Source organism: Rhizobium sp. M10 (assembly GCF_002531955.1).
GTDB lineage: Bacteria > Pseudomonadota > Alphaproteobacteria > Rhizobiales > Rhizobiaceae > Rhizobium > Rhizobium etli_C.
Genome location: NZ_NWTA01000025.1, coordinates 41,509 through 64,721, shown reverse-complemented (window position 1 = coordinate 64,721; position 23,213 = coordinate 41,509). Strand labels below are relative to the sequence as shown.

23 protein-coding genes are annotated in these 23,213 nt (G+C 61.5%); 4 read left to right on the top strand and 19 right to left on the bottom strand.

Features of this window, described 5'->3' with window-relative positions; translation table 11 throughout:
- Nucleotides 1-183 precede the first annotated feature (183 nt).
- Together CO671_RS27990 and CO671_RS27985 are read left to right on the top strand one after the other, a co-directional pair.
- Nucleotides 184-666, top strand: a complete 483-nt coding sequence (locus tag CO671_RS27990) for a DMT family transporter (protein WP_097608696.1) — start codon at nt 184-186, stop codon at nt 664-666.
- Entirely contained in the window at nt 663-1,103 is a 441-nt protein-coding gene (locus tag CO671_RS27985; RefSeq protein WP_010027914.1) for a DMT family transporter, read from the top strand. The genes CO671_RS27990 and CO671_RS27985 overlap by 4 nt, the downstream gene beginning before the upstream one ends.
- 171 nt (nt 1,104-1,274) lie before the next feature.
- Here the strand turns inward: CO671_RS27985 and CO671_RS27980 are convergent, their stop codons facing one another.
- The 18 genes from CO671_RS27980 to CO671_RS27895 all read right to left on the bottom strand — a co-directional run bounded on the left by CO671_RS27980 (nt 1,275) and on the right by CO671_RS27895 (nt 20,049).
- The gene (locus tag CO671_RS27980; protein WP_097608672.1) at nt 1,275-2,435 is read right to left on the bottom strand and encodes an amidase family protein; all 1,161 of its coding nucleotides are present in this window, start codon (nt 2,433-2,435) and stop codon (nt 1,275-1,277) included.
- Between the two features lie 11 nt (nt 2,436-2,446).
- Nucleotides 2,447-3,154: an ABC transporter ATP-binding protein gene (locus CO671_RS27975; RefSeq protein ID WP_097608695.1), complete on the bottom strand. Its 708-nt coding sequence runs from the start codon at nt 3,152-3,154 to the stop codon at nt 2,447-2,449.
- A complete protein-coding gene (locus tag CO671_RS27970; RefSeq protein ID WP_245425042.1) occupies nt 3,147-4,904 on the bottom strand; it encodes an ATP-binding cassette domain-containing protein in 1,758 nt (585 codons plus the stop codon). The genes CO671_RS27975 and CO671_RS27970 overlap by 8 nt, the downstream gene beginning before the upstream one ends.
- Nucleotides 4,897-5,730, bottom strand: a complete 834-nt coding sequence (locus tag CO671_RS27965; RefSeq protein ID WP_097608670.1) for a branched-chain amino acid ABC transporter permease — start codon at nt 5,728-5,730, stop codon at nt 4,897-4,899. The genes CO671_RS27970 and CO671_RS27965 overlap by 8 nt, the downstream gene beginning before the upstream one ends.
- 50 nt (nt 5,731-5,780) lie before the next feature.
- Nucleotides 5,781-6,929, bottom strand: a complete 1,149-nt coding sequence (locus CO671_RS27960; RefSeq protein ID WP_097608669.1) for a substrate-binding protein — start codon at nt 6,927-6,929, stop codon at nt 5,781-5,783.
- Between the two features lie 30 nt (nt 6,930-6,959).
- A complete protein-coding gene (locus CO671_RS27955; protein WP_097608668.1) occupies nt 6,960-7,805 on the bottom strand; it encodes a nitrilase family protein in 846 nt (281 codons plus the stop codon).
- Nucleotides 7,806-7,993: 188 nt separating this feature from the next.
- Entirely contained in the window at nt 7,994-8,617 is a 624-nt protein-coding gene (locus tag CO671_RS27950; RefSeq protein WP_010030221.1) for an ANTAR domain-containing protein, read from the bottom strand.
- Nucleotide 8,618: 1 nt separating this feature from the next.
- A complete protein-coding gene (locus tag CO671_RS27945) occupies nt 8,619-9,752 on the bottom strand; it encodes a transporter substrate-binding domain-containing protein (protein ID WP_097608667.1) in 1,134 nt (377 codons plus the stop codon).
- A 260-nt stretch (nt 9,753-10,012) separates the two neighbouring features.
- Nucleotides 10,013-10,906, bottom strand: a complete 894-nt coding sequence (locus CO671_RS27940; protein WP_010030579.1) for an amidohydrolase — start codon at nt 10,904-10,906, stop codon at nt 10,013-10,015.
- A gap of 65 nt (nt 10,907-10,971) precedes the next feature.
- The gene (locus tag CO671_RS27935) at nt 10,972-11,949 is read right to left on the bottom strand and encodes a substrate-binding domain-containing protein (protein ID WP_097608694.1); all 978 of its coding nucleotides are present in this window, start codon (nt 11,947-11,949) and stop codon (nt 10,972-10,974) included.
- A 40-nt stretch (nt 11,950-11,989) separates the two neighbouring features.
- On the bottom strand, nt 11,990-13,000 hold the full coding sequence (locus CO671_RS27930; protein ID WP_097608666.1) for an ABC transporter permease: 1,011 nt from the start codon (nt 12,998-13,000) through the stop codon (nt 11,990-11,992).
- Entirely contained in the window at nt 12,997-14,499 is a 1,503-nt protein-coding gene (locus CO671_RS27925; RefSeq protein WP_097608665.1) for a sugar ABC transporter ATP-binding protein, read from the bottom strand. Before CO671_RS27925 ends, CO671_RS27930 begins: the two co-directional genes overlap by 4 nt.
- 10 nt (nt 14,500-14,509) lie before the next feature.
- Nucleotides 14,510-15,769 carry a TRAP transporter large permease subunit gene (locus CO671_RS27920; protein WP_097608664.1) on the bottom strand — a complete coding sequence of 420 codons (1,260 nt, stop codon included), beginning with the start codon at nt 15,767-15,769 and terminating at the stop codon, nt 14,510-14,512.
- On the bottom strand, nt 15,766-16,296 hold the full coding sequence (locus tag CO671_RS27915) for a TRAP transporter small permease subunit (RefSeq protein WP_097608663.1): 531 nt from the start codon (nt 16,294-16,296) through the stop codon (nt 15,766-15,768). Before CO671_RS27915 ends, CO671_RS27920 begins: the two co-directional genes overlap by 4 nt.
- 26 nt (nt 16,297-16,322) lie before the next feature.
- Nucleotides 16,323-17,330 (bottom strand): TRAP transporter substrate-binding protein, encoded by a 1,008-nt coding sequence (locus CO671_RS27910; protein WP_097608693.1) that lies wholly within the window; start codon nt 17,328-17,330, stop codon nt 16,323-16,325.
- A 59-nt stretch (nt 17,331-17,389) separates the two neighbouring features.
- Nucleotides 17,390-18,427 (bottom strand): transketolase family protein, encoded by a 1,038-nt coding sequence (locus CO671_RS27905; protein WP_097608662.1) that lies wholly within the window; start codon nt 18,425-18,427, stop codon nt 17,390-17,392.
- Nucleotides 18,424-19,263: a transketolase gene (locus CO671_RS27900; RefSeq protein WP_097608661.1), complete on the bottom strand. Its 840-nt coding sequence runs from the start codon at nt 19,261-19,263 to the stop codon at nt 18,424-18,426. Before CO671_RS27900 ends, CO671_RS27905 begins: the two co-directional genes overlap by 4 nt.
- A 24-nt stretch (nt 19,264-19,287) precedes the next feature.
- Entirely contained in the window at nt 19,288-20,049 is a 762-nt protein-coding gene (locus CO671_RS27895) for a glucose 1-dehydrogenase (protein WP_097608660.1), read from the bottom strand.
- A gap of 140 nt (nt 20,050-20,189) precedes the next feature.
- Between CO671_RS27895 and CO671_RS27890 the strand changes: the two genes are divergently transcribed.
- On the top strand, nt 20,190-21,062 hold the full coding sequence (locus CO671_RS27890; RefSeq protein WP_097608659.1) for a LysR substrate-binding domain-containing protein: 873 nt from the start codon (nt 20,190-20,192) through the stop codon (nt 21,060-21,062).
- A 239-nt stretch (nt 21,063-21,301) separates the two neighbouring features.
- Here CO671_RS27890 and CO671_RS27885 read toward each other — a convergent pair whose 3' ends face one another.
- On the bottom strand, nt 21,302-21,898 hold the full coding sequence (locus tag CO671_RS27885) for a TetR/AcrR family transcriptional regulator (protein ID WP_097608658.1): 597 nt from the start codon (nt 21,896-21,898) through the stop codon (nt 21,302-21,304).
- A 103-nt stretch (nt 21,899-22,001) separates the two neighbouring features.
- Here CO671_RS27885 and CO671_RS27880 point away from each other — a divergent pair, with 103 nt between their 5' ends.
- Nucleotides 22,002-23,048 (top strand): saccharopine dehydrogenase NADP-binding domain-containing protein, encoded by a 1,047-nt coding sequence (locus CO671_RS27880; RefSeq protein ID WP_097608657.1) that lies wholly within the window; start codon nt 22,002-22,004, stop codon nt 23,046-23,048.
- Nucleotides 23,049-23,213: the final 165 nt, after the last annotated feature.

The window sequence follows — 23,213 nt, the reverse complement described above, 5'->3', positions numbered from 1 at the left end:
CTGTGACGACACCAACTCTCCGCCGGAAAGATGCGTGAAAACGTCTGCTGCCATCAATCGAACACGTGCGCCGCGGGGGCCAACAGGCAGGTGGTGGTAATCGTCTTGCTGACGATGCCGATGAATGGCCTTAGTGGCAATCTGAAAACATCCGCCGCAACCGATTCGCTGACGGGATCTCCAATGACCATCGACGCCGCACGAAATCCGCATCCGATCTATTTTGCCGGCGCTTTTGCCACGGGCGGCCTCCTGACTTTCATGGTGCACCTGAACGGCGAGCTGGCACGCTACGGGAATCCGCTGTTTTCGTCCTGGACCGCGCACGGCACCGGCATGGTCGCAGCCATCATTCTTCTGCTGCTGGTCCACCGGCGGCGGCCAAAGCCGGAACAAACCCTGCGCGCGCCTCTATGGGCCTATCTCGGCGGGCTCTCGGGGGCGGCAACGGTGATGCTGACCTCGACCACGGTCAACTCCCCGCTCGGGCTCTCCGGCACCTTGGCCTTGGGGCTGGCAGGCCAGGTCGTCTTCAGCCTCGCGGCCGATAGCTGGGGGCTGTTCGGCATGCAAAAGCGGCATCCCGATAGACGTGACATCGTTGCGCTCGGCCTGGTTGTTGCCGGGGCGGTGCTGATCATCTTGTTCGGGCGAGGTGCGGCGTGACGCTCTTCGTTCTCCTCGCTTGCCTGGGCGGCGTGCTCGTCGGCCTCAGCCGTCAGCTCAATGGGCGGTTGAGCATCTCGACGACGCCGCTGATCGCATCCTTCTGGAATCACGCGATAGGTTTTGCCGCCCTCACCTGCCTCGGCCTCTTCGTCGGAGGCCTGCTTCCTGCGGGCGCCGCCGAGGCGCCCTGGTATGCCTATCTCGGCGGTCCGCTCGGCGTTGTCTTCGTGGCCGCCGGCAGCTGGGCGATTGCGCGGATCGGCGCGGTCAATTCGGCTCTGCTGATCATCGGCGGGCAGATGGTCACGGGGGTGGCGTTTGATTATATCAATGCGGTGCCGGCGTCCTTCTGGGCGAACGCCGGCGGAATTCTCCTCATCATCGGTGGAATGATGGTCAGCCGGGGACGGCGCAAGGTCGACGGTGAGCGATAATCAAGCCCCGCGCAGGTCGAAGAGCAAGGCAATCCTGAGGTGCGCGGGAATGCGAAGCCTGTAGCAAGGCTGCTCCGAATGGCGGACGCCGCCTACCCGCAGATCATTCGGGCAACGGCCTCCTCAAGCGAGGTATTTCGTAAACCAGTCGGCCATCCGTTGCTTGCTCTTTCACTCAGCTCTTAGTCGCCGGGCCACATTCATCAGCATACTGTCGGCGCTCCGTGCGCCGAGCAAGGAAAGCGAAACGTTTCCAGCGCCCCTGCCGATTGGAAAAGCCAGTTGCGGGCAGCCGCCAAGACCTGAGAGACACAGAAGCTTGATGCAGGCGGAACGAAATGCGGCGAAAGTTTCCGGCCCTGCATCGCGTGTGGGCGGGCTAACTGCCAATGTCGGAAGAGCAACAACCACACTTTCGCAAAGCAATCGGTCAATCTCCCCGGAAAAGAGCTTGCGGATCCTGCATGCCTCGCGCACGTCCTTTTCGTCCAGGCGCGAACCTGATCGAAGACGCGCGGCGATATCGGGAGAAATGGCTTCAGGACTCTGCTCAAAGAGCGCTTTGTTGCTTGCCCAGGCTTCTTTTTGCAGGATGGTGATGAACGCCACAGCAAGATCCGCCAGGCTGGCTGAGGATATAGAATCGATCTTACGGATAGGCATGGCCGCCGATCGAAGGCTGGCGATGATCTCATCGGCGATCGCGTCGTCGATGGTTTCGAAGATATCTTCGGGAATGAGAATGGATATTGGTCGGTCATTTGCCGCGGGCATGCCGACGGCGCTCATCGCCGCGGCCATTGGTTCAAGGCTTGTCGTCATGAAACCCGGCACATCGAAGCTTGGCGCCAGCGGACGCACTGCCCTGTTGTCGAGGCTTCCATGTGTCGGTCGCCAGCCGATGAGGCCGTTGATGGCGGCGGGCAGCCGGATGGAGCCGGAAGTGTCGGTTCCAAGGCCGAGATCAGCAAGACCAGCGGCAACCGCGACGGCTGAACCGGACGACGATCCACCGGGAATAAGGTTAGGATCTCGCGGGTTTCTCGGCATTCCGAAATGGATGTTGCCGCCGATGAGGGAATAGGCGAGCTCGTCCGTATTGGTCTTGCCGACGAAACAGGCGCCGGCATCCAAGAGCGCCTGAACCAAAGGCGCCGTCGCCGTCTTGATGCCGGAGGCAGCGAGCACAGCGGCATTGCCGGCCGCGGTTGGATAGCCGGCCACGTCGAAAAGGTCCTTTACTGCGAGGCGCAGGCCAGAAAGCAAACCGATGGCCGCGTGGCCGATATCCGCGTCCGGATAGGGCATGAATGCATTCCACCGGTCCTGCACCTAACCGCTCCCTAGATCTTCAGATGCTGCAGGACACGGTTGCGGCTGTCCGGGCCATTGGGGCTTTCGTCTTCGATCGCTCCAAGTTTGAGAATGGCCCAGCGGTCCGCCACCGAAAGGGCGAAATCCAGGTTCTGTTCGACCAGCAGGATAGTCGTGCCGCGTTGCTCACGGTCATCCCTCAACGCCTTGGCGATGTTCTGGACGACAGAGGGCTGCAGGCCTTCGGAGATTTCATCGATGAGCAGCAGCTTTGGCCGCAGCATCAGCGCCCGCGCCAGGATCAGCATCTTCTGCTCACCGCCCGAAAGCGTGCCGGCCTTCTGCGCCAGCCGGTCCTTCAGGAACGGGAAATAGCTGTAGACCCGCTCCAGGGCGGACGCCAGATCCCGATCGCCTTTGAGCGCCAAGCGCAGATTGTCGCGGATGGAAAGATCCTGAAACAGCGGCAATTCCTGAGGGGCATAGCCGATGCCGGAAGCGATGAGCTCGGTGGGCTTCCTGTCGGTGATATCAGCACCATCGACCTCGATCTTGCCTTTGCCGACACGCAGGAAGCCGAGGATCGTCTTCAGCAGTGTCGTTTTGCCCATGCCGTTTTTGCCCATGAGGGTGAAGATTTCGCCGGGCCGGATGGCGAGCGACACGCCGTTGACGACATTCACCGCGCCATATCCGCTCGATACGCCGCTGAGCTTGAGTTTGAACGGGTCAGCCATGAGCGCCTCCTGCATAGATGGTGCGAACCGTCTCCGAATTGACCACGTCGTTCACCGTGCCGTCGAGAACGAGCTTGCCCTGGTGGAGAACCACGATGCGGCTCGATATCTCGCGCACGAAATCCAGATCGTGTTCGACCAGGATGGCGGCGAAACCCATCTGGTCCGTCAGTTTCTTGAGGATAATGCCGATGGTCATGCGCTCGGTCTTGGTAAGACCCGCGGTCGGCTCGTCGAGAAGAATGACGCGTGGTTCCAGAGTGACGACCATTGCCAGTTCGAGAGCCTGCCTTTGACCGTGCGACAGCAGCGAGACCGGTTTGTCCAGCATATCAGCCATGCCGGTGAGCGTCAGGATTTCGGCCGCTGCTGCCGGCAGCATGATCTCGGCGGCCGATCGCATCGGGTTGGGTCTCTCGCGGCTGAGACGCGCCATCTTCAGGCATTCGCCAACGGTCATGCTGTCGAAGATGCTGGCGACCTGGAATTTGCGGCCGACGCCGAGCGCGACGATCCGTTCGGGTGCACGACCGGCGATATTCGTGCCGAAGATATCCACTTGACCTTCGATCTGCTGGGTGCCGTCGGACAGACAACGCATCAGCGTGGTCTTGCCGGCGCCGTTCGGGCCGACCAGGCTGACGAGTTCTCCGGCGCCGATCTCAAGTTCGATGCCCTTGAGGACGGAGAGGCTGCCATAGGACTTGCCGAGACCGCGTATCGACAGGAGGCTTTCGCTTGCCAGTGCACCCTCCTTGGCGACGATGCGCGTCGGCAGGGACTTCAGAGTGCTGTTGGAGTTTGCGGCCTTAAGGAAGCGCGTTACCAGCGAGGCGAGGCCGCCCGGCAAAAGGATGATCATGACGACGAAGAGCGTCCCGACGATCAGTTGCCACAGGAAGGGCAGATCGCCCGAAAGACTGGCGCTCAGATAATCGATGCCGATAGCACCGAACAAGGGCCCGATGATCGTTCCCCGGCCACCGAGCGCCGTCCAGACGACGAGTTCAGTGCCGAATACGAAGCCGGTGTTTTCAGGTGCGACGACGCCGGACGCATTGGCATAGAGGAAGCCCGCCAGGCCGCATACGCCGGCGAGAGCGCCCGTCAAAACGATTTTCAACCGGGCTGGGTTCATGCCCAGATAGGCGACGCGGGCTTCATTGTCGCGGATTGCCACAAGCAGACGGCCGGCGTCCGACCGGACAAAGACGATCGCAACAATGGCCAATGCCAGCAGGCAGGCGCCCGACAGGCGGAAATAGCCGGGAAGCCCGAGCGGCAGAGTGTCGTAACCGACAAGGCCGCTCGAGGAACCGGTCCAGGTGCCGCCCGAAAAGACGAGCTGTGTGACGACGATCGGCACAACGAGCGAGATCACGGTGGCATAGAGCGGTGTCGATCCGTGATAGAACGACAGCCAGCCGACGGCGAGGCCAAGCACGAGCGGAACGAGCACGGCGGCGACAAGGGCGACGACGAAAAGCCCCGGGCTTGCGCCGACATGGGTGAGAACCATGGCGGTGGAATAGGCGCCGACGCCAAAGAATGCCGCCTGCCCGAAGGTGAGAACGCCCGTATATCCCCAGAGCAGGTCGACGGTGATCGCCAGCATGGCGTAGATCATCGAACGTGTCAGGACGTTGAGGCTGAAGCGGCCGAGAAACATCGGTCCGAAGACGATCAGCAGGAGGGCTGCAAGCGCCAGCGCCAGAAGAAGGACAAGCCGGAGTTTTTGTCTGTCACGCACGGGCAAATCCTTTCGGACGTATGCGCAGTGTGATTGCGCAGAGGACGGCTACGGTGATGCCGCCGAGGATTGGGCTGAAATAGGTGCTGACCAGCACCTGAGCGGCACCGAAGATGAGGCAGGCGGCGGCAAGCGCGGCGAAGGAAGAGCCCGCGACCATCACCAGCATGAAGGCGCCTGTTAGCCAGGCGACGCCCATATTGGGATCGACGCTGGTCAGCGGCGCGAGCAGCACACCTGCGAGGGCGGCAAGGCCGGTGCCGATCATGAAGGTTGCGAGCCGCACCTTTTCGGTATCGATACCGAGCCCGCGCGCCAGTGTTTCATTCATGATGACTGCCCGGGCGGAAAGACCAAGCCTTGTCCCATCAAGCAGCAAGGTGAAGCCGAGACCCAGACCGATAGCCGCAGCAATGGCGAAAAGGCGGTAGGCCGAGTAGCCGGTGCCAAAGAGATCGAAGGTGCCGGGCAACAGGGCCGGCGTGAACTGCACGTCGCGGCCGAACCAGAGCGTGATCAGTTGGCCGATGACGATGCCAAGGCCCCAGGTTGCGAGAATGGCGTCGAGCGGCCGGCGATAGAGAGGCCGCACGATGAACCGTTCGGCGATACCGCCGAGGATCGCTCCGACCAGGAAGGCGAAGGGAATGGCGAGCCATGGATTGAGGCCGAACCCGCTGACGACGACAGCGCAGTAGGCCCCGATCGTCAGCCACGCGCCATGCGCGAAATTGATGATCTTCAGCACGCCGAAGATCGCGAGCAGCCCGGCGGCAACGATGAAGAGAATGGCCGCAGAGCTGACAATATCGAGAAAGAGCGTCATTTCTAGAACTCCGATGCTGGAGGCGGGGCGCCTGCCCCGCCACGCTGGTTTCAGAGATTCGGGCACTGATCGCCGGGATCGACGTCCTTGAAGCTATCGACGACCGCCACGCTGCCGTCGTCCTTCACCTGCCCAAGATACATCGTCAGTGGCGCATGGTGCTGCTTGTTCATCGAGATCTTGCCGCGCGGACCGGTGAAGGATACGTCGGGAAGGGCTTTGAGCACGTCCGCCGTATCGGTGCTGCCGGCCTTCTCGACGGCTGCCTTGTAAAGGTAGATCGCCTCATATTGCGGCACGGAAAGATCGTTCGGCGTGCGCAGTTCCTTGCCGAACTTCTTTTCCATGGCCGAAAGAAAGGCCTTGTTGTCTGGGCTGTCGATACCGGTGACGTAGGATGCGGAGAGGAAGATGTCCTTGGCATCCGCACCCATGCTCTTGGCGGTGCCTTCGTCGACCGCGAGATTGCCGTAAGGCAGAGTGACGCCAGACGAGCGCAGTTGCTTGGTCAAGGTCACGTTCGGTGCGCCGCCGGCCGTCGAGGTGATGATGGCATCAGCGCCGGAGGAGCGGACCTTGGAGATGATGGCCGTCCAGTCGCTGCCGTCCATCGGCAGATACTCTTCGCCGACCACCTGAGCGCCCGCTTTTTCGATATAGGTCTTGGCGAAAGTAAGCATGCCGCGTCCGAAGGCATAATCCGATCCAATCAGGAAGAACTTCTTTGCACCCTGTTTGCCGATGAAATTGTCGACGACAGGCGGCACCTGCTGTTCTGGAACCCAGGCATCGACGAAAAGATTGGTGTTGCAGGATTTGCCTTCGTAGAACGACGTGTAGATGTATGGCACGTCACCCTTGGAAATGATCGGCAGGCCGGCATTGCGCGCAGCGCTCGTCTCCATGGAGATGACGACGTTCACTTCCTTCTGGAAAACCAGGGAATCGAAGGCCTTTTGCGCACCGGCAGCACCTGACGCGTCGTCGGCGATCTCGAGTTCCAATGGCCGCCCGAGAACGCCGCCTTTGGCGTTGATTTCTTCGACGGCGAGTTCCGCAGCTTGGACGACGGACGGCGCAACCACGCTGTTTGCGCCTGATAGCCCGACCGGCACCCCGATCTTGATCGGATCCTCGGCGAAAGCTGCCGTGGCGAATGCCGCGGATGCCAGTGTCAGGATGATGGGTTTCATTTGCATTTTTGTTCCCCTTTCTTGAATGGGTCGATGTTACCCGTAGACATCGGCTCGGCGGTCGCCGAGCAGATGATTGAAACTGTTGAGCGTGCGGGTCTCCGTCACGCTCGACAGATCGATTTGCGCAAGGAGGATTTCCTCGCGATCGGCACTGGCCGGACCGGATATTGGCCAGCCTTGCGGGCCGACGATAAGGCTGCGACCGATGAAGGACTGGCCGCGCTCGACGCCGATCCGGTCGGCGCAGGCGATGTAAAGACCATTGGTATGGGCGGCCGCCTTGTGCAGGATATTCGCCATCGGTTCGGCCGCACTTTCCGCACCCACCATCGGTACCCAGTTGGTGGGCACGCAGACCAGTTCCGCGCCGGCCAGCGCCAACTCGCGAAATGTTTCCGGAAACCAGCCGTCGTAGCAGATGGCGATGCCGATGCGGCCAAAGGGCAGGTCGAATACCGGCAGCCCGAGATCACCTTTTTTGAAAAGACGGTTTTCGTTGTTCCACAGATGGAGCTTGCGGTACTTGCCGATATATCCCTCGGGACCACAGAGAAGTGCGCTGTTGTAAAACCGGTCGCCATCCCGCTCGGCAACGCCGCTGACGATGTGAAGGCCAAGCTCCCCGGCAAGGCGGCGGAACGCCTCGGCACTCGGGCCGCCGGGTACCGGGCCGGCCAATGCGGCAACCTCCTCGCCGTCACGGAAGCTATAGCCGCTATCGGCGAGTTCCGGCAGAACGACGATCTCCGCGCCCTTGACCTTCGCCGCCCTCGCCAGCCGCTCTATGGCCGCGAGGTTATGGGCGCGATCACCGACGATCGGTTCGAACTGGACGGTTGCGACTGTTGCCGTCCGCGCTGTTGAGGTCTTGACACTCAATCTCGTCTCCAAACGCAAAAAACCTCTGGCACGGAATTCAATCCGTGAACCAGAGGCTACATAGCCATGATGTGAATGCGGCAGCCCTGCCGCTGAGCAAACCTGCTCATTATCTTTAGGCTGGCACGAAAGAATGTGACCGTCAAGCCGCCTTAGCAGGCATTTTCGAAGCCGGCAGTTCCAGCGACTTAAGGTTGATTTTTTCCGCCGATGGAAAGCCCGAGGCTTTTCATGGTGTCTTGCGCGGCAATGATGGATTCGGCGATCGTCGCCATCGGAACGCGCTTGGACGTCGCCTGATCGCGCAGGAGCTTGTAGGCCGCCTCCTCGTCGAGACCGTTCATGGCCCGCAGCGCTGAAACCGCTTTTTCCACAAGCCGGCGACTCTTCAAGGTTTCCTCGAGTTTCTGCACCTTGCCGGCGAGCCGTTTTTCGTAGCTCTGCCGATAGCGTGCAAGCACAAATTGCGTCAGGATGCCGAGCGGGCGCAACGGTTTGCTGATCACGCCGTGGGCGTTGAGATCGATGATGGCCTGGAGGGCGGTCGGGCTCTCATATGTTACGATGGCGATGATCGCCGTCTGCTGGAGGTCGATGATCTCAAGCGCGTGCTCGACATGCACATCCTCGATATGCAGGAAAACGGTGTCTATGTCGGGAGGCAAGGATGGCGGAAGCGGCCAGGTCGCCCGGACCTCGCAGCCAAGGCGCTTGAGGTGAGCGATCAGCACGTTGCCGTCCTCGTCGCGCGGATGGACGACAAGAACGCGTGCGCGCCGCAGATCCTGAACGATCCTGCTGGGTCCCGCCATCTCAGGCCTCCAACCAAACGTCTTCGAACCGCGACGCCGTCAGGTACGGGTCCGGCCGGACCGGGCCGGGCGCTTGCCAGGCAATGTCGAAAAGCCCGTCGGCCCGCGCCACGCCGATGCGGGGATGCAGCCAGAGATGACGGGTATCGGTGTCGAAGTTGATCCGGCCCTCTGGAGCAAGAAAGTCCTCCAGGAGAATTTCTTCGGAAATACGATGGGTATCGAGCGAGCCAGCCCGGGCAAGCGCACGGGCGAAGAGGTGAACCTGCGCATAGGCAGGCTGCGACCACACGCTCGTCGTGCAGTCCTGGCCAAAACGGGCCTTGAACGCACTTACGAAGCGCTCATTTGCCTCGTTCTCGACCGTCTGGAAATACGTCGCCGAAAGAATATGGCCGGTGCAAGCGTCGGCTCCGATCTCGCGGATCTCGCTCTCGGCCATGGTCAGGCTGGCGATCGGAACCTTCTTGCGATCGATTCCGGCCTCGGCATACATGCGGTAAAAGCGCTGCGCCGGCCGGCCGATGATCGTCGAGAAAATAGCATCGGGCTGAAGGCGGACGATATCGGAAATAACCGAACGCAAGGTTTGTTCGTCGGCATGAAGGGGAAGATATCGCTCGCTGACGACTTCGCCGCCCTTTGCTTCTACCACATCGCGCATCACCCGATTGGATTCGCGCGGATAGATATAATCCGCGCCGACGAAGAGGATGCGGCGTCCATGGTGGCGGAGAAGATATTCCGCGAGCGCGAAAGTATTCTGATTGAGGGTGGCGCCGGTATAGACGACGTTCTCCGAATATTCGAAACCTTCATACATCGACGGATAAAACAGCAGTCCATTGTGCCGCTCGACGATCGGCAGCACGGCCTTTCGGCTGGCCGACATCGAGCCACCGAAAATGATGTTGACGTCGTCGTCCGCCAGCAAGCGCCGCGCCAGATTGCGATAGGCGGTTTGGTCCCCGCCGGGATCATAGGCGATCGGGACAATGGGCTTGCCAAGCACGCCGCCCGCCGCATTGACTTCCTCGATCGCAAGTGCGGTGCCAAGAAAGTGCTCGGTTTCCGTAACTTCGCTAATTCCGCTTCTGGAAAACAGCACTCCCACCCGCCATTCGGAGCTTGTCATCTTTGCCTTTTCCGACGTGTTGGAGGATCGAAAGCGGTGAATGCCTCAGTTCCGCGCCTTCGACTTCCATACCCTTAGTGCTTTTTAATGGGATGCTGCAAGCGGGTACGATGCGGGGTCGCTGTCCCAGTGGACGAAGACGGGACGACATCGGCATCCGGCCCGGAAATCGCGGTACAAATTTTGCTGAGTGCAACCCAACGAATGTCGGGAACCGTCGATCCCTATCTGTGGCCGGTCCCCATTCTCATACATTTGCATCAAATCCGATATAGGCGAGCGGCGTTATGATGAAATAAGGCAAGCTGCTCGTCGCCGGTGTAGTTCGCTGTAATCACCTTGAAGGCGTCCATGATCTTGTCGTAGCTGCCGAACAGCTTGTCGACCGGGAAGTTCGAAGCGAACATGCACCTCTCGACGCCGAACGCTGCAATCGCCTCCTCCACATAGGGCCTGATGCTTTCGACCGTCCAGGTCCAGTCGCCCATTCCGAGGCCTGAGATTTTGCAGGCCACATTGGGTGCCTGTGCAAGCATGCGCATCCCACTTCGCCACCCCTCGAAATGGCTTGGGCCGTCAACCTGCATGCCCGTGTGGTTCAGGATGATCTGCACGTCGGGAAAGGCGCGGGCAAGATCGAGAAATTCTTCCATCTGCCAGTAGTAGAGCTGGAGGTCGAAACTGAGATCCCGTCGGGCAAGTTCCTTGAAGCCCCTGCGCCATTCCGGCGTGCGGCTAACGCCAGGTTCGGTCAGGTAGGTCTTGGCAGGATCCTGGTGATAGTTCATCGACTGCCGGATGCCGCGGAAGTTCGCGAAAGTCATGTGCTCGTCGAGGAGATCGCCGACGTCGGGTCTGCGGAAATCGGCATATCCGACGATGCCGTGAGGAAAACCGTGCTTGTCGGCCACGCCCTGCAGCCACCGCGTCTCGCCGGCCGGATCCTTCGGATCGTATCCGACGTCGAGGTGGACTGCCTTCACCAGGTTCTGATTCCTGGCGTCCGCCAGGAAGTCGTCGATGAGGTAAGTCTTGTTGATGGCGGTATAGTCGCCGAAGGCAGACTGTTTCACGCCGTCCGACAGCCACGGATAGTAGTTGTTGTCGAGATCCCAGAGATGAAAATGCGGATCGATGATCGGGAGGTCTTTCATGCCTGCGGCCCTTCAAGAGATCGCCGAAATGGACGCCGGCCAGAACAGCCGGCGTCCACACCACCTTAGTTGGCGGGCGGGAACACCCGCGCGATGACGGCCTTCGCTTCCGGCGAGTCAACCTTATCGGCCGTCACCAGCGGCATGACGAGAGCGAGGTCTTTCTTGACCGGCGCGCCGGAGATTGCATTGAAAACCTGCTGAGTCCCGTCGATTCCTTGTCCGACCGCCTCCTGGAAGAAGATGCCCTGGATCGCGTTCGACTTCAGCAGCGAGATCGTCGTCGGGCTGCCGTCTGCAACCGCAATGCCGACCTTGCCGGTAAGACCGCGGGTTTGAAGCACTTTCGCGGCACCTGTCCCGGCCTCATCATACATGCCGTAAATGGCCTTGATATCAGGATGGGCGGTGAGCATGTCATTGGCCTGCGTGACCGCCTCGTTGACGGTAAGTCCCCTGGTCTCCAGCATCTGCGCCAGATCGCAGCCGCTCGCCTTGAACGCTTCTTCCGCCCCCTTCAGATATTTCTGGGCATTCTCGCGATCCTGCGGCAATGAGAGCATGCCGACCTGGTTGCCGCCGCGGTCCTTGGCAAGCTTGCAGACGAATTCGCCCTGCGCCTTGCCGGTCTCGTAATTGTTTGCCGTAACTGACGACGTGTAGTCGGTCTGGCCGGGCTGCGGGCCGATGCCGGCGAACGCGATGGGGATGTTCTGCGATTTCAAATAGGCGAGGAGCGGCGGCGTGCTCGTCGAGCTCACGGGGCCGATCACGATCGCATCGACGCCCTTGGTCACGGCGGTGCGGGCATTGTCCATCTGCTTGGCCGGCGAATTTTCCGACGTGTACTCGACATAGTCCATGCCGAGTTCCTTGGCCTTCTCCTTCACGCCATAGCCGACCCACTGCCAGTAGGAGATGTCAAGCGACGGCGCCAGGTACGCCACGGTCTTCTTTTCCTCAGCATGGGCGGCAGCCGAAAGTGAAAGGGCCACCATTGCAACGCCGGCAAACAACCTCATTGCGTGTTTCGTGCTTTTCATTTTCATTCCTCCTCCAAAGACCGGCTTTGCCGGGTTGATGTCAAACGGCCCCCCGCCGCGACTTGCTGAAGCGGTCGATAAGGACCGCGATGAGAATGGCGACGCCGGTGACCGACCCCTGCCAGAAGCTGTTGATGCCGATGAGATTGACGCCGTTCTGGATGACCGTGATCATCAGAGCCCCCAGCACGGCGCCGACCGCGGTGCCCGTGCCGCCGAGCAGGCTTGCACCGCCGATCACGACCGCCGCTGTAGCCTGAAGCATCAGGCTCGACCCCGCCGTGGATTCGGCGTTGAGAATGTAGGAGATCGTCAGGAGGCCGGAGAACGATGCAAGCAGCGACGACGCGACATAGGCCATGAATTTCGTTCGCTTGACCGGGATGCCAAGCAGATAGGCAGCCGTCGAACTGCTGCCGACAGCATAGAACCATCGGCCCGCCACCATCTTCTTCAGGAAGAGCTCGATCGCGATCAAAAGGATCACGCAGAAGAGGATGTAATTCGGAACGCCCGGTATCAGGCTGCCGCTGTTAAGGAGCCAGAAGTCCGGATCGCCGATTGGCATCGAGCGCCCGTTGGTGACGATGAAGGCGAGCGAGCCGGCAACGGCAAAGGTGATGAGCGTCACGACGAACGGCGCCAGGCCGGCGATCGTGACGAGGAAGCCGTTGATCGATCCGAAAAGAAGTCCGACGCCTAGACCGATCAGGCTTGCCGAGATGCCGCCAAACCCATTTGCCATCGCCTGAGCCGTCACCATGCCGGTCAAGGAGAAGACCGAGCCGACGGACAGGTCGATACCGCCGGTGATGACGACAAGCAGGACGCCCAGCGACATGATGATAAGAGGCGCACCTGCCTGTGTGATATTGGCGAAGTTGCCCCAGGTGAGCGCCTGCGGAACCCGCGAGCCGACCGCAAGGGCCAGCAGCACGATGGCCAGAGCGATGGCGATCTCGGTCCTGTAGGCGCTAAAGAGGCTTTCCCTCTGTTTGATTTTTGTTGCGGGCGCCTCAGTCGGCGCGATGTGTGCCCGGGTCTCAGTCATGCGGCCATTCCAGTCAAGGTAACAAGTTTCTCTTCACTGAAGTCGACGCGGTCCATCACGCCGGCACAGCGTCCCTCGGTGTCGAAGCCGATGACTCGGTCGCAGACTTCCAGCAGTTCGACATTTTCGGTAGACCACCAGACGATCACTGTGCCTGAAGCGGCCATCTGTCTGATGAGCTGATAAATCTCACGCTTGGTTCCGATATCGACGCCTCTGGTCGGTTCCTCGAGGACCAGCAGCCGGGAGGGCACGCCCAGCCAGCGGGCAAGCAGCAGCTTCTGCTGCGTGCCACCGCTCAGCGTGCTCGGCAGATCCCAGACGGAAGCGGCCTTCACCTTCAAGGCCTTCAGCAGATCGAGGCATTCGCCCCCTTCAGAGCCGCCGGCGAGGAGCGCGCCTCTGGTCACACGGCGGGACGCCATCACGTTATCGATGATCGGAAGACTGTGGAGGACTCCCTTGTGTGCCCGATCGCCGGTCACATATCCCGCTCCCAGGCGGGCGGCTTTGCGCGGCGATCGGAGCTGGTCCGGCCATCCCCCACGCGCAACCGTCCATCGCTTCTTCCGGGCGGCGCCTGTCAGCGCTTCGATCAGTGCCGCCGGTCCAGCCGGTGCGCCGGCCACGCCGAGGACGGTGCCCGGCAGCAGTTCCAGTCTGAAACCTGCCTCCTCGATGGTGATGGTGTCCGTCGCAGCGGAGGCGTCCGACCGGTATTCGGGCTGGGGCGCCCGTTCCGGTGCATGAGAGGCTGCCACCTGCCCCATCTTTTCGATGATGCCGGCGTCTGTCAGCTCTGCCATCGCCTGACGATCGACTACCGTCCGGCCGTCGCGGATGATCGTGCAGACATTGGCGATCTGCCTGATCTCCTTCATCCGGTGCGAGACGAACACGACCGACAGACCGGTGTCCCGGGTGAGCCGCCTCAGGACCGCAAACAGCCTCTCCGTCTCAAGAGTTGTGAGATTGGCAGTCGGCTCGTCGAGGAGGATTAATTCCGCACCCGAAGAAAGAGCCCGGGCAATTTCGACCATCTGACCTTCGTGGAGGCTCAGGCTGCCCACCAGCCTGTATAGAGACTTGGCGGCGAAATCCTGGTCGATCGTTCTCAGCGCATCGTAGGCCTGTCCCGCTGCGGCCGCACGCCGAAACAAGCCCGCACCTCTGCGTTGATGCGGCAGGGCAATGTTTTCGGCGACGGTCAAATGCGGCAGGAGCGCAAGTTCCTGGTGCACGACTGCGACCTTCGCCCTACCCTCGGCCTCGCTCCGTTCGCTGCCGTTGCTGTCGAAGAAGCGGATCTCTCCATCATTGCGCGAGGCCGCGCCCGTGATGATCTTGATCATCGTCGACTTGCCGGCGCCATTACCGCCAAGCAGCGCATGAACCTCCCCCCGAGCAACGGAGAAGTCGACGCCCTTGAGGACCGAGGTCGCACCGTAGGACTTTGTGAGTCCTCGGACGGTGATGACGTTCTTGGACGTTTCGCTCATCGAACGCTCCTCAGTAGATCGTCAGCGCGGGCACGAAGCTGACCGCGAGAAGGAGGAGCATGGCCATGCCGAAAAACGGCCAGAGCTCGTTCGTTGTGGTGCCGAGCGGCGCCTTTGCGATTGAAGACGAGATGAACAGGGTCGTGCCGATCGGCGGCGTGTAGAGACCGATCCCGAGGTTGATCACCATCATCAGGCCAAGCTGGACCCGGTCGAGGCCGATGGAATCGGCCAGAGGAACGAAGATCGGTCCGAGCAGGAGGATCGCCGGCGGCATGTCGAGCGGCATGCCGACCACCAACATGATCAGGTTCATCATGAGAATGATGACCATCGGGCTGGAGATGTGCGTCGAGACCCATTCGGCCATGTGCTGCGGGGCCTGATCGAATGTCAGAACCCAGCCGACCGCCGCGCTGCCCATGATCACGAGCATGACGACACCCGTCGCGACGCCCGCCTCCACCATGTTCTCGCAGAAGCGTTTCCAGGTCAGGTCACGGTAGAAGAGGATGCTGAGCAGCAGCGAGTAAACGACCGACAGGACCGAGACCTCTGTCGGCGTCGCCAGGCCGGAACGCAGAAAGACGATGATCAGGATCGGCAGCAGGATTGCCGGCAAACTTTGTAGTGCCAGTCGCGCCAGCTCACGCTTGCGGACCTTCACGGCCGCGGCGGCATACCCCCGCCTCACGGAGACATACCAGCAGACGAAGACGAAGCTCGCCGCCATGATCAGCCCCGGAACGATGCCGGAGATGAACAGATCACCGACGCTGACGCCGCTGATCAGAGCGTAGAGGATCATCGGGATCGAAGGCGGGATGAGGACGTCAATGACGGCGGAGGTCGCGTTGTTGGCGGCGCAGAGTGCCGGCGGGAACCCGTGCTTCTTCTGCCATGGGATGAGAACGGAGCCAAGCGCACTGGCATTCGCCACGGCCGAACCGGATACGCCGCCGAAGACGACCGAGGATACGACCGTGGTCGAAAGCGGTCCGCCCCGCCACCGCTGCATCGCGCGAGAGGCGAGCTCCAGGAGCTGACGCCCCAGCTCGCCGCCAAGCATCAGCGTGCCTGCAAGCATGAAGAACGGGAGCGCCAGCATCGGGAAGGACTGGGTCTGGTCGTAGACCTGCTGGGCGACCACCGAGAGCGGGACGTAGCCATTGAACAGCACTCCAAGCCCTGCTGCGATGATCAGCCCATAGCCGACGGGAACGGCGAGGACCATGAGGATGCAAAAGGAAAAGATCATGACGAGTGTCATAGCGCGATCTCCTCGGGCTTGATTTCGAGGCGGTGATCCCAGCCGAGGCGGAGAACGCGGACGGTCGCGGCGATGGTGACGATAGACACCAGCACGGCACCGATCGAAAGCGAGTAGTATCCGATGCTGTTCGGAAGCTGCAGAACGGGGCTGCGTTCAGCCCCGGCGATCTCGGCCACCACGGTCGCCTGATATGCCAACACCAGAAATGCGGCGACGCTGATCGCGTTCGCTACGATGAGGGCCGTCGTCCGAGCACTGCCGTCGAGCTTTTCGTAGAGCCATTCGACGGCCATATGCCCGCCCGTGTGGGCCGCAATGATGATTCCGGCGATGATGAACCATGGAAACATCAGCATCGGCAGCTCCTGGGCGAACGACAGTCCCCCGCTCGCCGAAGCGTATCGAGCGACGACGTTGGCCGTGGTGACCACCGTCAGCGCTACGCCGCTGACGATGATGACCAAACGGGCAAATAAGACGATGATACCGGCGACCAGATCGACGGCTGAATAGAACCTGCTCATGAGGCCTCCGGATCGTTGGAGAAGCCTCAGCCCCTCGCAGCCGCTTCCACCTGGGTGACAAAATCGCCGAAAGGCTTCTTCTTCCAGGTGTCGGCGACGGGCGCGGTCGCCTTGACGAAAGCGTCGTGGTCGACTTCCACCACCTCGACGGCGGAGTTCTTCTTGAAGTTCTCGAGCACTTCAGCGGCCTTCTCGCTCGAGAGCTTCCGCTGCAGAGCACCCGCCTCCTTTGCCGCGGCCTTGACCGCATCTAAATCAGACCCCAAGCGGGCCTGAGCGATCTTCGACATCAGGAACGGAGTGGATTCCCATTTGTGGGCGGTCAGGCTGATGTATTTGTTGACCTCGTGAAGTTTCGAGCTTTCGATATTGGCGAGCGGATTCTCCTGCCCATCGACAACGCCCTGCTGCAGGGCGATGTAGAGCTCGCCGAAGGCGATTTGTTCGGTGCCTGCTCCCAATGCCTGGAAGATGTCGATGGTCATCGGATCGGCGGGCGTCCTGATTTTCATGCCCGCCAGCTCAGCAGGCGAAGTCACCTTCCGCTTCGAGTTCGTCAGGTGCCGGATGCCGTTGTCCCACCAGTCGAGCGGTACGACTCCGACCGCTTCGAAGCGGCGGTTGAGCTCGGCCCCCACCGGACCGTTCAGGACAGCCACGGCCTTGTCGGTGTTTTCGAACAGAAACGGCAGGCCGAGCGCGCTGAGTTCCGGAACGATCGCCGAAGTTGCGCCCTGGCTGTTGGCGGTGAAGTCCAGCGCGCCTGTCCTGAGACTGGTGAGCATCGCGGAGTCGCTGCCAAGCGTCTCGGCGCCTGCGACGTTGATCTGGATACGACCTTCGGTCTTCTGCTTGACGAGTTCCGCGAACTTAGCGGCAGCGACGGTTCGGGGGTTGCCGGGCGCGGCGCCATGGCCGAGGGTCAGGGTCGTGGCGGCAGCGCTGGCGGATCGGCTCGAAAGCACGATTGCCGGGGCCGCGAGCGCAGCAGTGGCGCTCGCCAGGAAAAATCTTCTGTTCATCTGCACGCTCATATCATCCTCCATCACAAGCTTGTTTAAACGGCCGGCATCTCCTCAACCGGCCAATGTCGTCAGGTCGAGAGCCAGGCCTTGACCGCCTCCGTCATCTTCACGGTCGATAGCCCGTATTGGTCATGAAGCGTCGGCAAGGCGCCCGCCTCCAGGAACTGGTCGGGCAGGCCGATCTGGCGGAAGGCCGGCGGTGCGACGCCGGCACGCAACAGCGTTCCGGCGACTGCCTCTCCAAGGCCGCCAATGACCGTGTGGTTCTCCGCGACGACCACGAGCCGCCCACCTTTGCGGCACTCGGCGACGATCGCCGCCTCATCGAGCGGCTTTATGGTCGGGACGTGCAGGACGGCAGCGTCGACGCCGTCGTTTCGAAGCTGCTTGGCAGCCTCGAGCGCCCGCATCGTCATCAGCCCCGACGAGATGATGAGAGTGTCCTTGCCATCACAAAGGAGCTTGGCCTTGCCGAGTTCGAACTTGTAGCCGTATTCCTCCAGAACCAGCGGAACGTTGCCGCGCAGCAGGCGCATGTAGACCGGCCCCCTATGGGCGGCGATCGCCGGAACCGCCTGCTCGATTTCGCTCGCGTCGCACGGATCGACGATCGTCAGGTTCGGCATGCCGCGGAACATCGCGAGATCCTCAGTCGCCTGATGGCTCGGCCCATATCCCGTCGTCAGGCCCGGAAGGGCGCAGACGATCTTCACGTCAAGCATCTCCTCGGCAATCGCCAGGCAGATGAAGTCGTAGGCCCGCCGGGACGCGAAGACGGCATATGTCGTCACCCAAGGTTGAAAGCCTTCGCGCGCCATGCCGGCCGCCGACATCATCAGCAACTGTTCCGCCATGCCCATCTGATAGAAGCGGTCGGGATGGGCAGCGCGAAACACATGAAGGTCCGTGTATTTCGCGAGGTCGGCGGACATGCCGACAATACGCTCGTCGTTCCGCGCCAGGGCGGCAAGCGCATTGCCGAAGGGTGCCGGTCTCGTCGGCTGATCGGGACCGGCGATCGATGCGATCATCGCCGACGTCGTCAGGCGGGGCTTGTCGATGCCGCTTTCAAGATGGGCAGGCCGGATGTACTTCGAACGCCTCATGCTTCAACTCCCGCATCGATGATCCTGAGGGCCTCGGCCCATTCGTGGGATTCGACGCGCAGGAAGTGGTTTCGATCGCGCGCCTCGAGAAAGGGCACCCCCTTCGCCATTTTCGTGTCGCATATGATGATGCGGGGCTTCAGCTCGGCGTGGTGACGAGCGGCGTCGAACGCCTTTACGAGCGCATCGAGATCGTTGCCGTCGACCCGCTGGACGAACCAGCCGAAGGCCTCGAATTTGGGGCCCAGCGGTTCGAAATTGAGCACGCCGACCGACGGGCCGTCGGCCTGCATCTGATTGACGTCGACGACGCCGATCAGATTGTCGAGCTTGTAGGAACCCGCCGACATCGCGGCCTCCCAGGTCGAACCTTCGTCGAGTTCGCCGTCTGAAAACAGATTATAGACAAAGGAAGAGGACTTCTTCCGCTTCAGCGCCAAGGCCATGCCGACCGCGATGCCGAGCCCGTGTCCGAGCGAGCCGCCGGTGATTTCCATGCCGGGCGTGTAGGCGGCCATGCCGGACATCGGCAGCCGGCTGTCATCCGTGCCGTAGGTTTCCAGCTCGTCCTCGGGAATGATCTTGGCTTCGATCAGAGCTGCGTAAAGCGCGATCGCATAGTGGCCGATCGACAACAGGAACCTGTCGCGGCCGTCCCATTCCGGATCTTCCGGCCGGTAGTTCGTGGCGTGGAAGTAGGATACGGCAAGGACGTCGGCGACGCCGAGCGCCTGGGCGATATAACCCTGCCCCTGCACTTCCCCCATACGCAGCGCGTGACGGCGGATGCGCCGGGCGCGCTCTGTCAGGCTGATATTGTGGCCAATCTGGCTCATGTCGGTGTCTCTCCAGATTGGGCCTCAATGGATCAGCATGCCGCCGTTGACATCGATGACCGCGCCGGTGACGTAGGCCGACAGATCCGAGGCGAGGAACAGGTAGATATTCGCGACGTCGGCGGCCTCTCCGAGCCGGCTCAGAGGGATGCCCTTGATGACGTCGGCGCGCATCTGGTCGGTCAGTTTGCCACCGGTGATATCCGTCTGGATGAGGCCAGGCGTGACGGAGTTGACGCGAATGCCGGCTGGACCGAATTCGCGGGCCATCGCTTTGGCGAGGCCGAGCACGCCTGCCTTGGCTGCGGAGTAATGTGGCCCGCCGAAGATGCCGCCGCCACGCTGCGCCGAGACAGAAGACATGCAGGCAATCGATCCGCCACCATTGTCGCGCATGTAGGGGATGAAGGCTTGGCTCAGGAAGAGCACGCCGGTCATGTTGACCGCCACGATCCGCTGCCAGTCTGCTTCGGTGATATCGAGCGTGCCGACGGGCTGGGTGATGCCGGCATTGTTGATCAGCGCGTTTACCGAACCGAACGAGGCGATCACCTTGGATGCGGCATCGGCGCAGGACGACTTGTCGGCGACGTCGCAGCGCAGGCCGACATGGTTGCCAGACTTGACGCTCGGCAGCGCCGCGGCGGCCTCCGCAGCGGCGTCGGCATCGATATCGAGGATGGCGACGCGGGCGCCATGCTCGGCGAAAAGCTGCGCCGTTGCACGGCCGATGCCGCGCCTGCTCGCCGCGCCAGAAATGACCGCGGTCTTCCCATTCAGTAACATGTAATCTCCTCCCGATGCGTCCCGAGCATCTGGCAAATTTTCGACAAGTCAGTTGGCTTGCTGGGTCGAAACTGATCGAGTTGATGCCGTTCGACAAACGCGAAGTTTACAACGGTGGGTGAATCTGGTTCACTAATCCGATGTTACAGATGGCCTCACTTTCCGCGGTCCGCATCTTTGAAGCCGCAGCCAGGCTGGCATCTTTCCGCGCTGCAGCCGAGGAGCTGCACCTCTCACCCAGCGCCGTAAGTCACGCCATTGCAAAGCTCGAGCGTGACCTTGGCATCTCCCTCTTCGAGCGAAGCACGCGAAAGGTCACCTTGACTCTGGCGGGGCAGACGCTCCTCTCCCATGCCTCCAACGCCTTTGAAGAGCTTCGTCGGGGTGTTGAGATGATTTCATCCAACAAGACCCACCTGCTGCGGGTTCACTGCGCGCCGAGCTATGCCGCGCAGGTGCTCTCGGCACGCCTTCCCGACTTCCTCGGCAAGAACGAGGGGGTAGAGGTCCGGGTGGCGGCGAGCACAAACTATGCGCGTTTCGTGGACGGCCTGTTTGATGTCGACATCATCTACGGCGAACCATCGAACAGAGAAGATTTGATCGTCGTGCCGCTTGGAGAAGAGATCATTTCTCCGCTGTGTTCTCCAAAGATGGCTGAACGACTGAAAAACCCGCGCGATCTCGCGCGTCTTCCCCTCATCCGCAGCGACCTGAAAAGGATCCAGTGGATCGACTGGTTCGAACTCAACAATCTCGGCCCTCCGCCCCTGCCCGCCATGAGCTTCGACAGAAGCTTTCTGGCAGTCGACGCCGCGGCGAACGGGCTGGGGGTGGCGTTAGAGTCCAACACTCTGGCAAGGCGCGAGCTCGACAGCGGGCGTCTGGTTCGCCCGTTCAGCAACAGCCGCGACAACCGCTACATCGGCCACTACCTCGCTTATCCAAAAGTCGGCAGCCAGCGGCGGCTGTCAAAGGTGTTCGCCGATTGGCTGACGTCGCAGACTTTTTGAGGACGTATTTGTTCCTCCCTGAGGAGGCTGGGCGTTCAAACCGTCTCCACTGATAACAACATCGGGAAGGCCGCAAAATGTGGGGGAGCTGCCAAGATGCTCCGCACCATGGCGCGGAACTCGGTATGTTCGAAAACTCGAGCTGTTGGGCAAGCCGGTGGATGCTTGCCGAAACCTGCACTTGCGCGCGATTGCAGCAGCATTACCCCTTTTCCAACTCTGGGAGTGTGCCCCATGAATCAACTGCGGCCAGCGGCGATCAGGGCGTGAGCGGCATCGCGGAGCAAGCCGGTCGCCTCGCCGGGTTCGAAGACCTGCATGCTGACAAAGGCGCCGTTGATCAGCACCGCGAGTTGCCCGGCAAGCCGGTCGGGCGCCGCAACCGCCAGTCGCTCGGCGATGGCCTTTAGGCGCCGCCGCATTTCACGCATATGGGCTTCGGCGACCTTGCGGGCGGGGTGACCGGCTTCCGGAAACTCAGCAGCGGTGTTGATCTGCGGGCAGCCGCGGTAATTGTCCCGTCCGACCCGTTCGCCGATCCATTCGAAATGGGCGTCGAGTTCGGCCAAAGCGTCATCCGCATGCCGCTCGGTTACCCGGTCCCAGGTGCTCCAGAAATCCAGGTCCTCGCGCTTAAGAAAGGCGGCAATCAAATCGTCCTTTGTGCCGAAATGGCGGTAGAGACTGGTTTTGGCGACCCCAGATTTTTCCACCACCAAATCGACGCCGACGGCGCGTACGCCGCGCCGGTAGAAGAGTTCCGATGCCGTCTCGAGAATTCTGTCCCGGACCTCGTTCACGGCTGGGGCAGGTGCGTTCGCTGTGCTTTTCGTCATTCGCTTATCTCCAATTCAGCCACACTAGCAGAAAACTGGTTGACACGCTACAGACCTGTATGTTTTGTAAAGAACAGACAGGTCTGTAGCGAAGGAGAGAGCAATGACCATGCATCAAGCCGCCGTCACCAGAACACCCCAGGCCGCCGTCGCGGTTTTCGGCGCGAATGGCCATACCGGCAGGTTTGTCGTCACCGAACTGTTGCGGCGCGGGTTGAAACCGATTGCGATCGGTCGGAGTGCCGGGCGATTGGCGGAAGCGGGTTTTCCGGAACGTGGCGTCGAATGCCGCGAAGCAGCCATAGAGGATGACGCGGCGCTCGACAGGGCACTCGCCGAAGCGGCGGCGGTGATCAACTGCGCCGGCCCGTTCATCGAGACGGCCGACGCGGTCGTGCGTGCCGCGTTGCGCGCCGGCATCCACTATCTCGATGTAACGGCTGAACAGCCGAGTGTTCAGGCCACGTTCGACCGGCATGGGGCTGCGGCCGGACAAGCAGGCGTAGCCATCATCCCGGCCATGGGATTTTACGGCGGTCTTGCCGATCTGCTGGTGGCAGCCCTGATGGACGAATGGCAGGATGCAGACACTGTCGAAATCCGGGTCGCGCTCGACAGCTGGCTGCCCACGAAAGGCACGCGCGTGACCGGCGAGAAGAACAGGACACAGCGCCTCGCCGTCAGCGGCGGAGAGCTTCGGCCCGTCCATCAGCCACCGGCGGAGAAGGTGGCCGTTTTACCGGCCCCGTTCGGCCGGCAAACATTCGTCGAGCTGCCATTTTCGGAAGTACCGCTCATCGCCCGCCACGTCCGCATCAGGGAGCTGCACACCTTTCTCAGCACGACAGCCCTGCGGGATGTTCGCGATCCGTCAACGCCCCCGCCCCAGGCCATCGATGAAACCGGGCGTTCGGCGCAGCGCTTCGCCGTTGAAGTGATCATCACGCAAGGCGACCTGCGTCGCCGGCTTCTCGCCCAGGGACAGGACATCTATGCCGTCACGGCGCCGATCATCTGCGAAGCGGTCCAGCGGATCCTGTCGGGCGACATCCGCGACACCGGTGCAAAGCCACCGGCTGCCATTTTTGATGCCGGGAGTTTCCTGCAGGCGCTCGGCTCGAATCTGCTGGTTGAGACATCGGAAACCTGAGCTTTCCGCGAGAGATTGCTTCAAAGACGGATGGCGCGCTCAGGCCGCCAAAAATGCTCCCGTCCCGCCTGAAATTGCGGGACCTCAGAAGCAGAGAGAGGTAGAACTGCCGCCATGACCGGGGCCGCCACTCCTAACGAACTTGCTGGCCAGACTGGCCGTCCA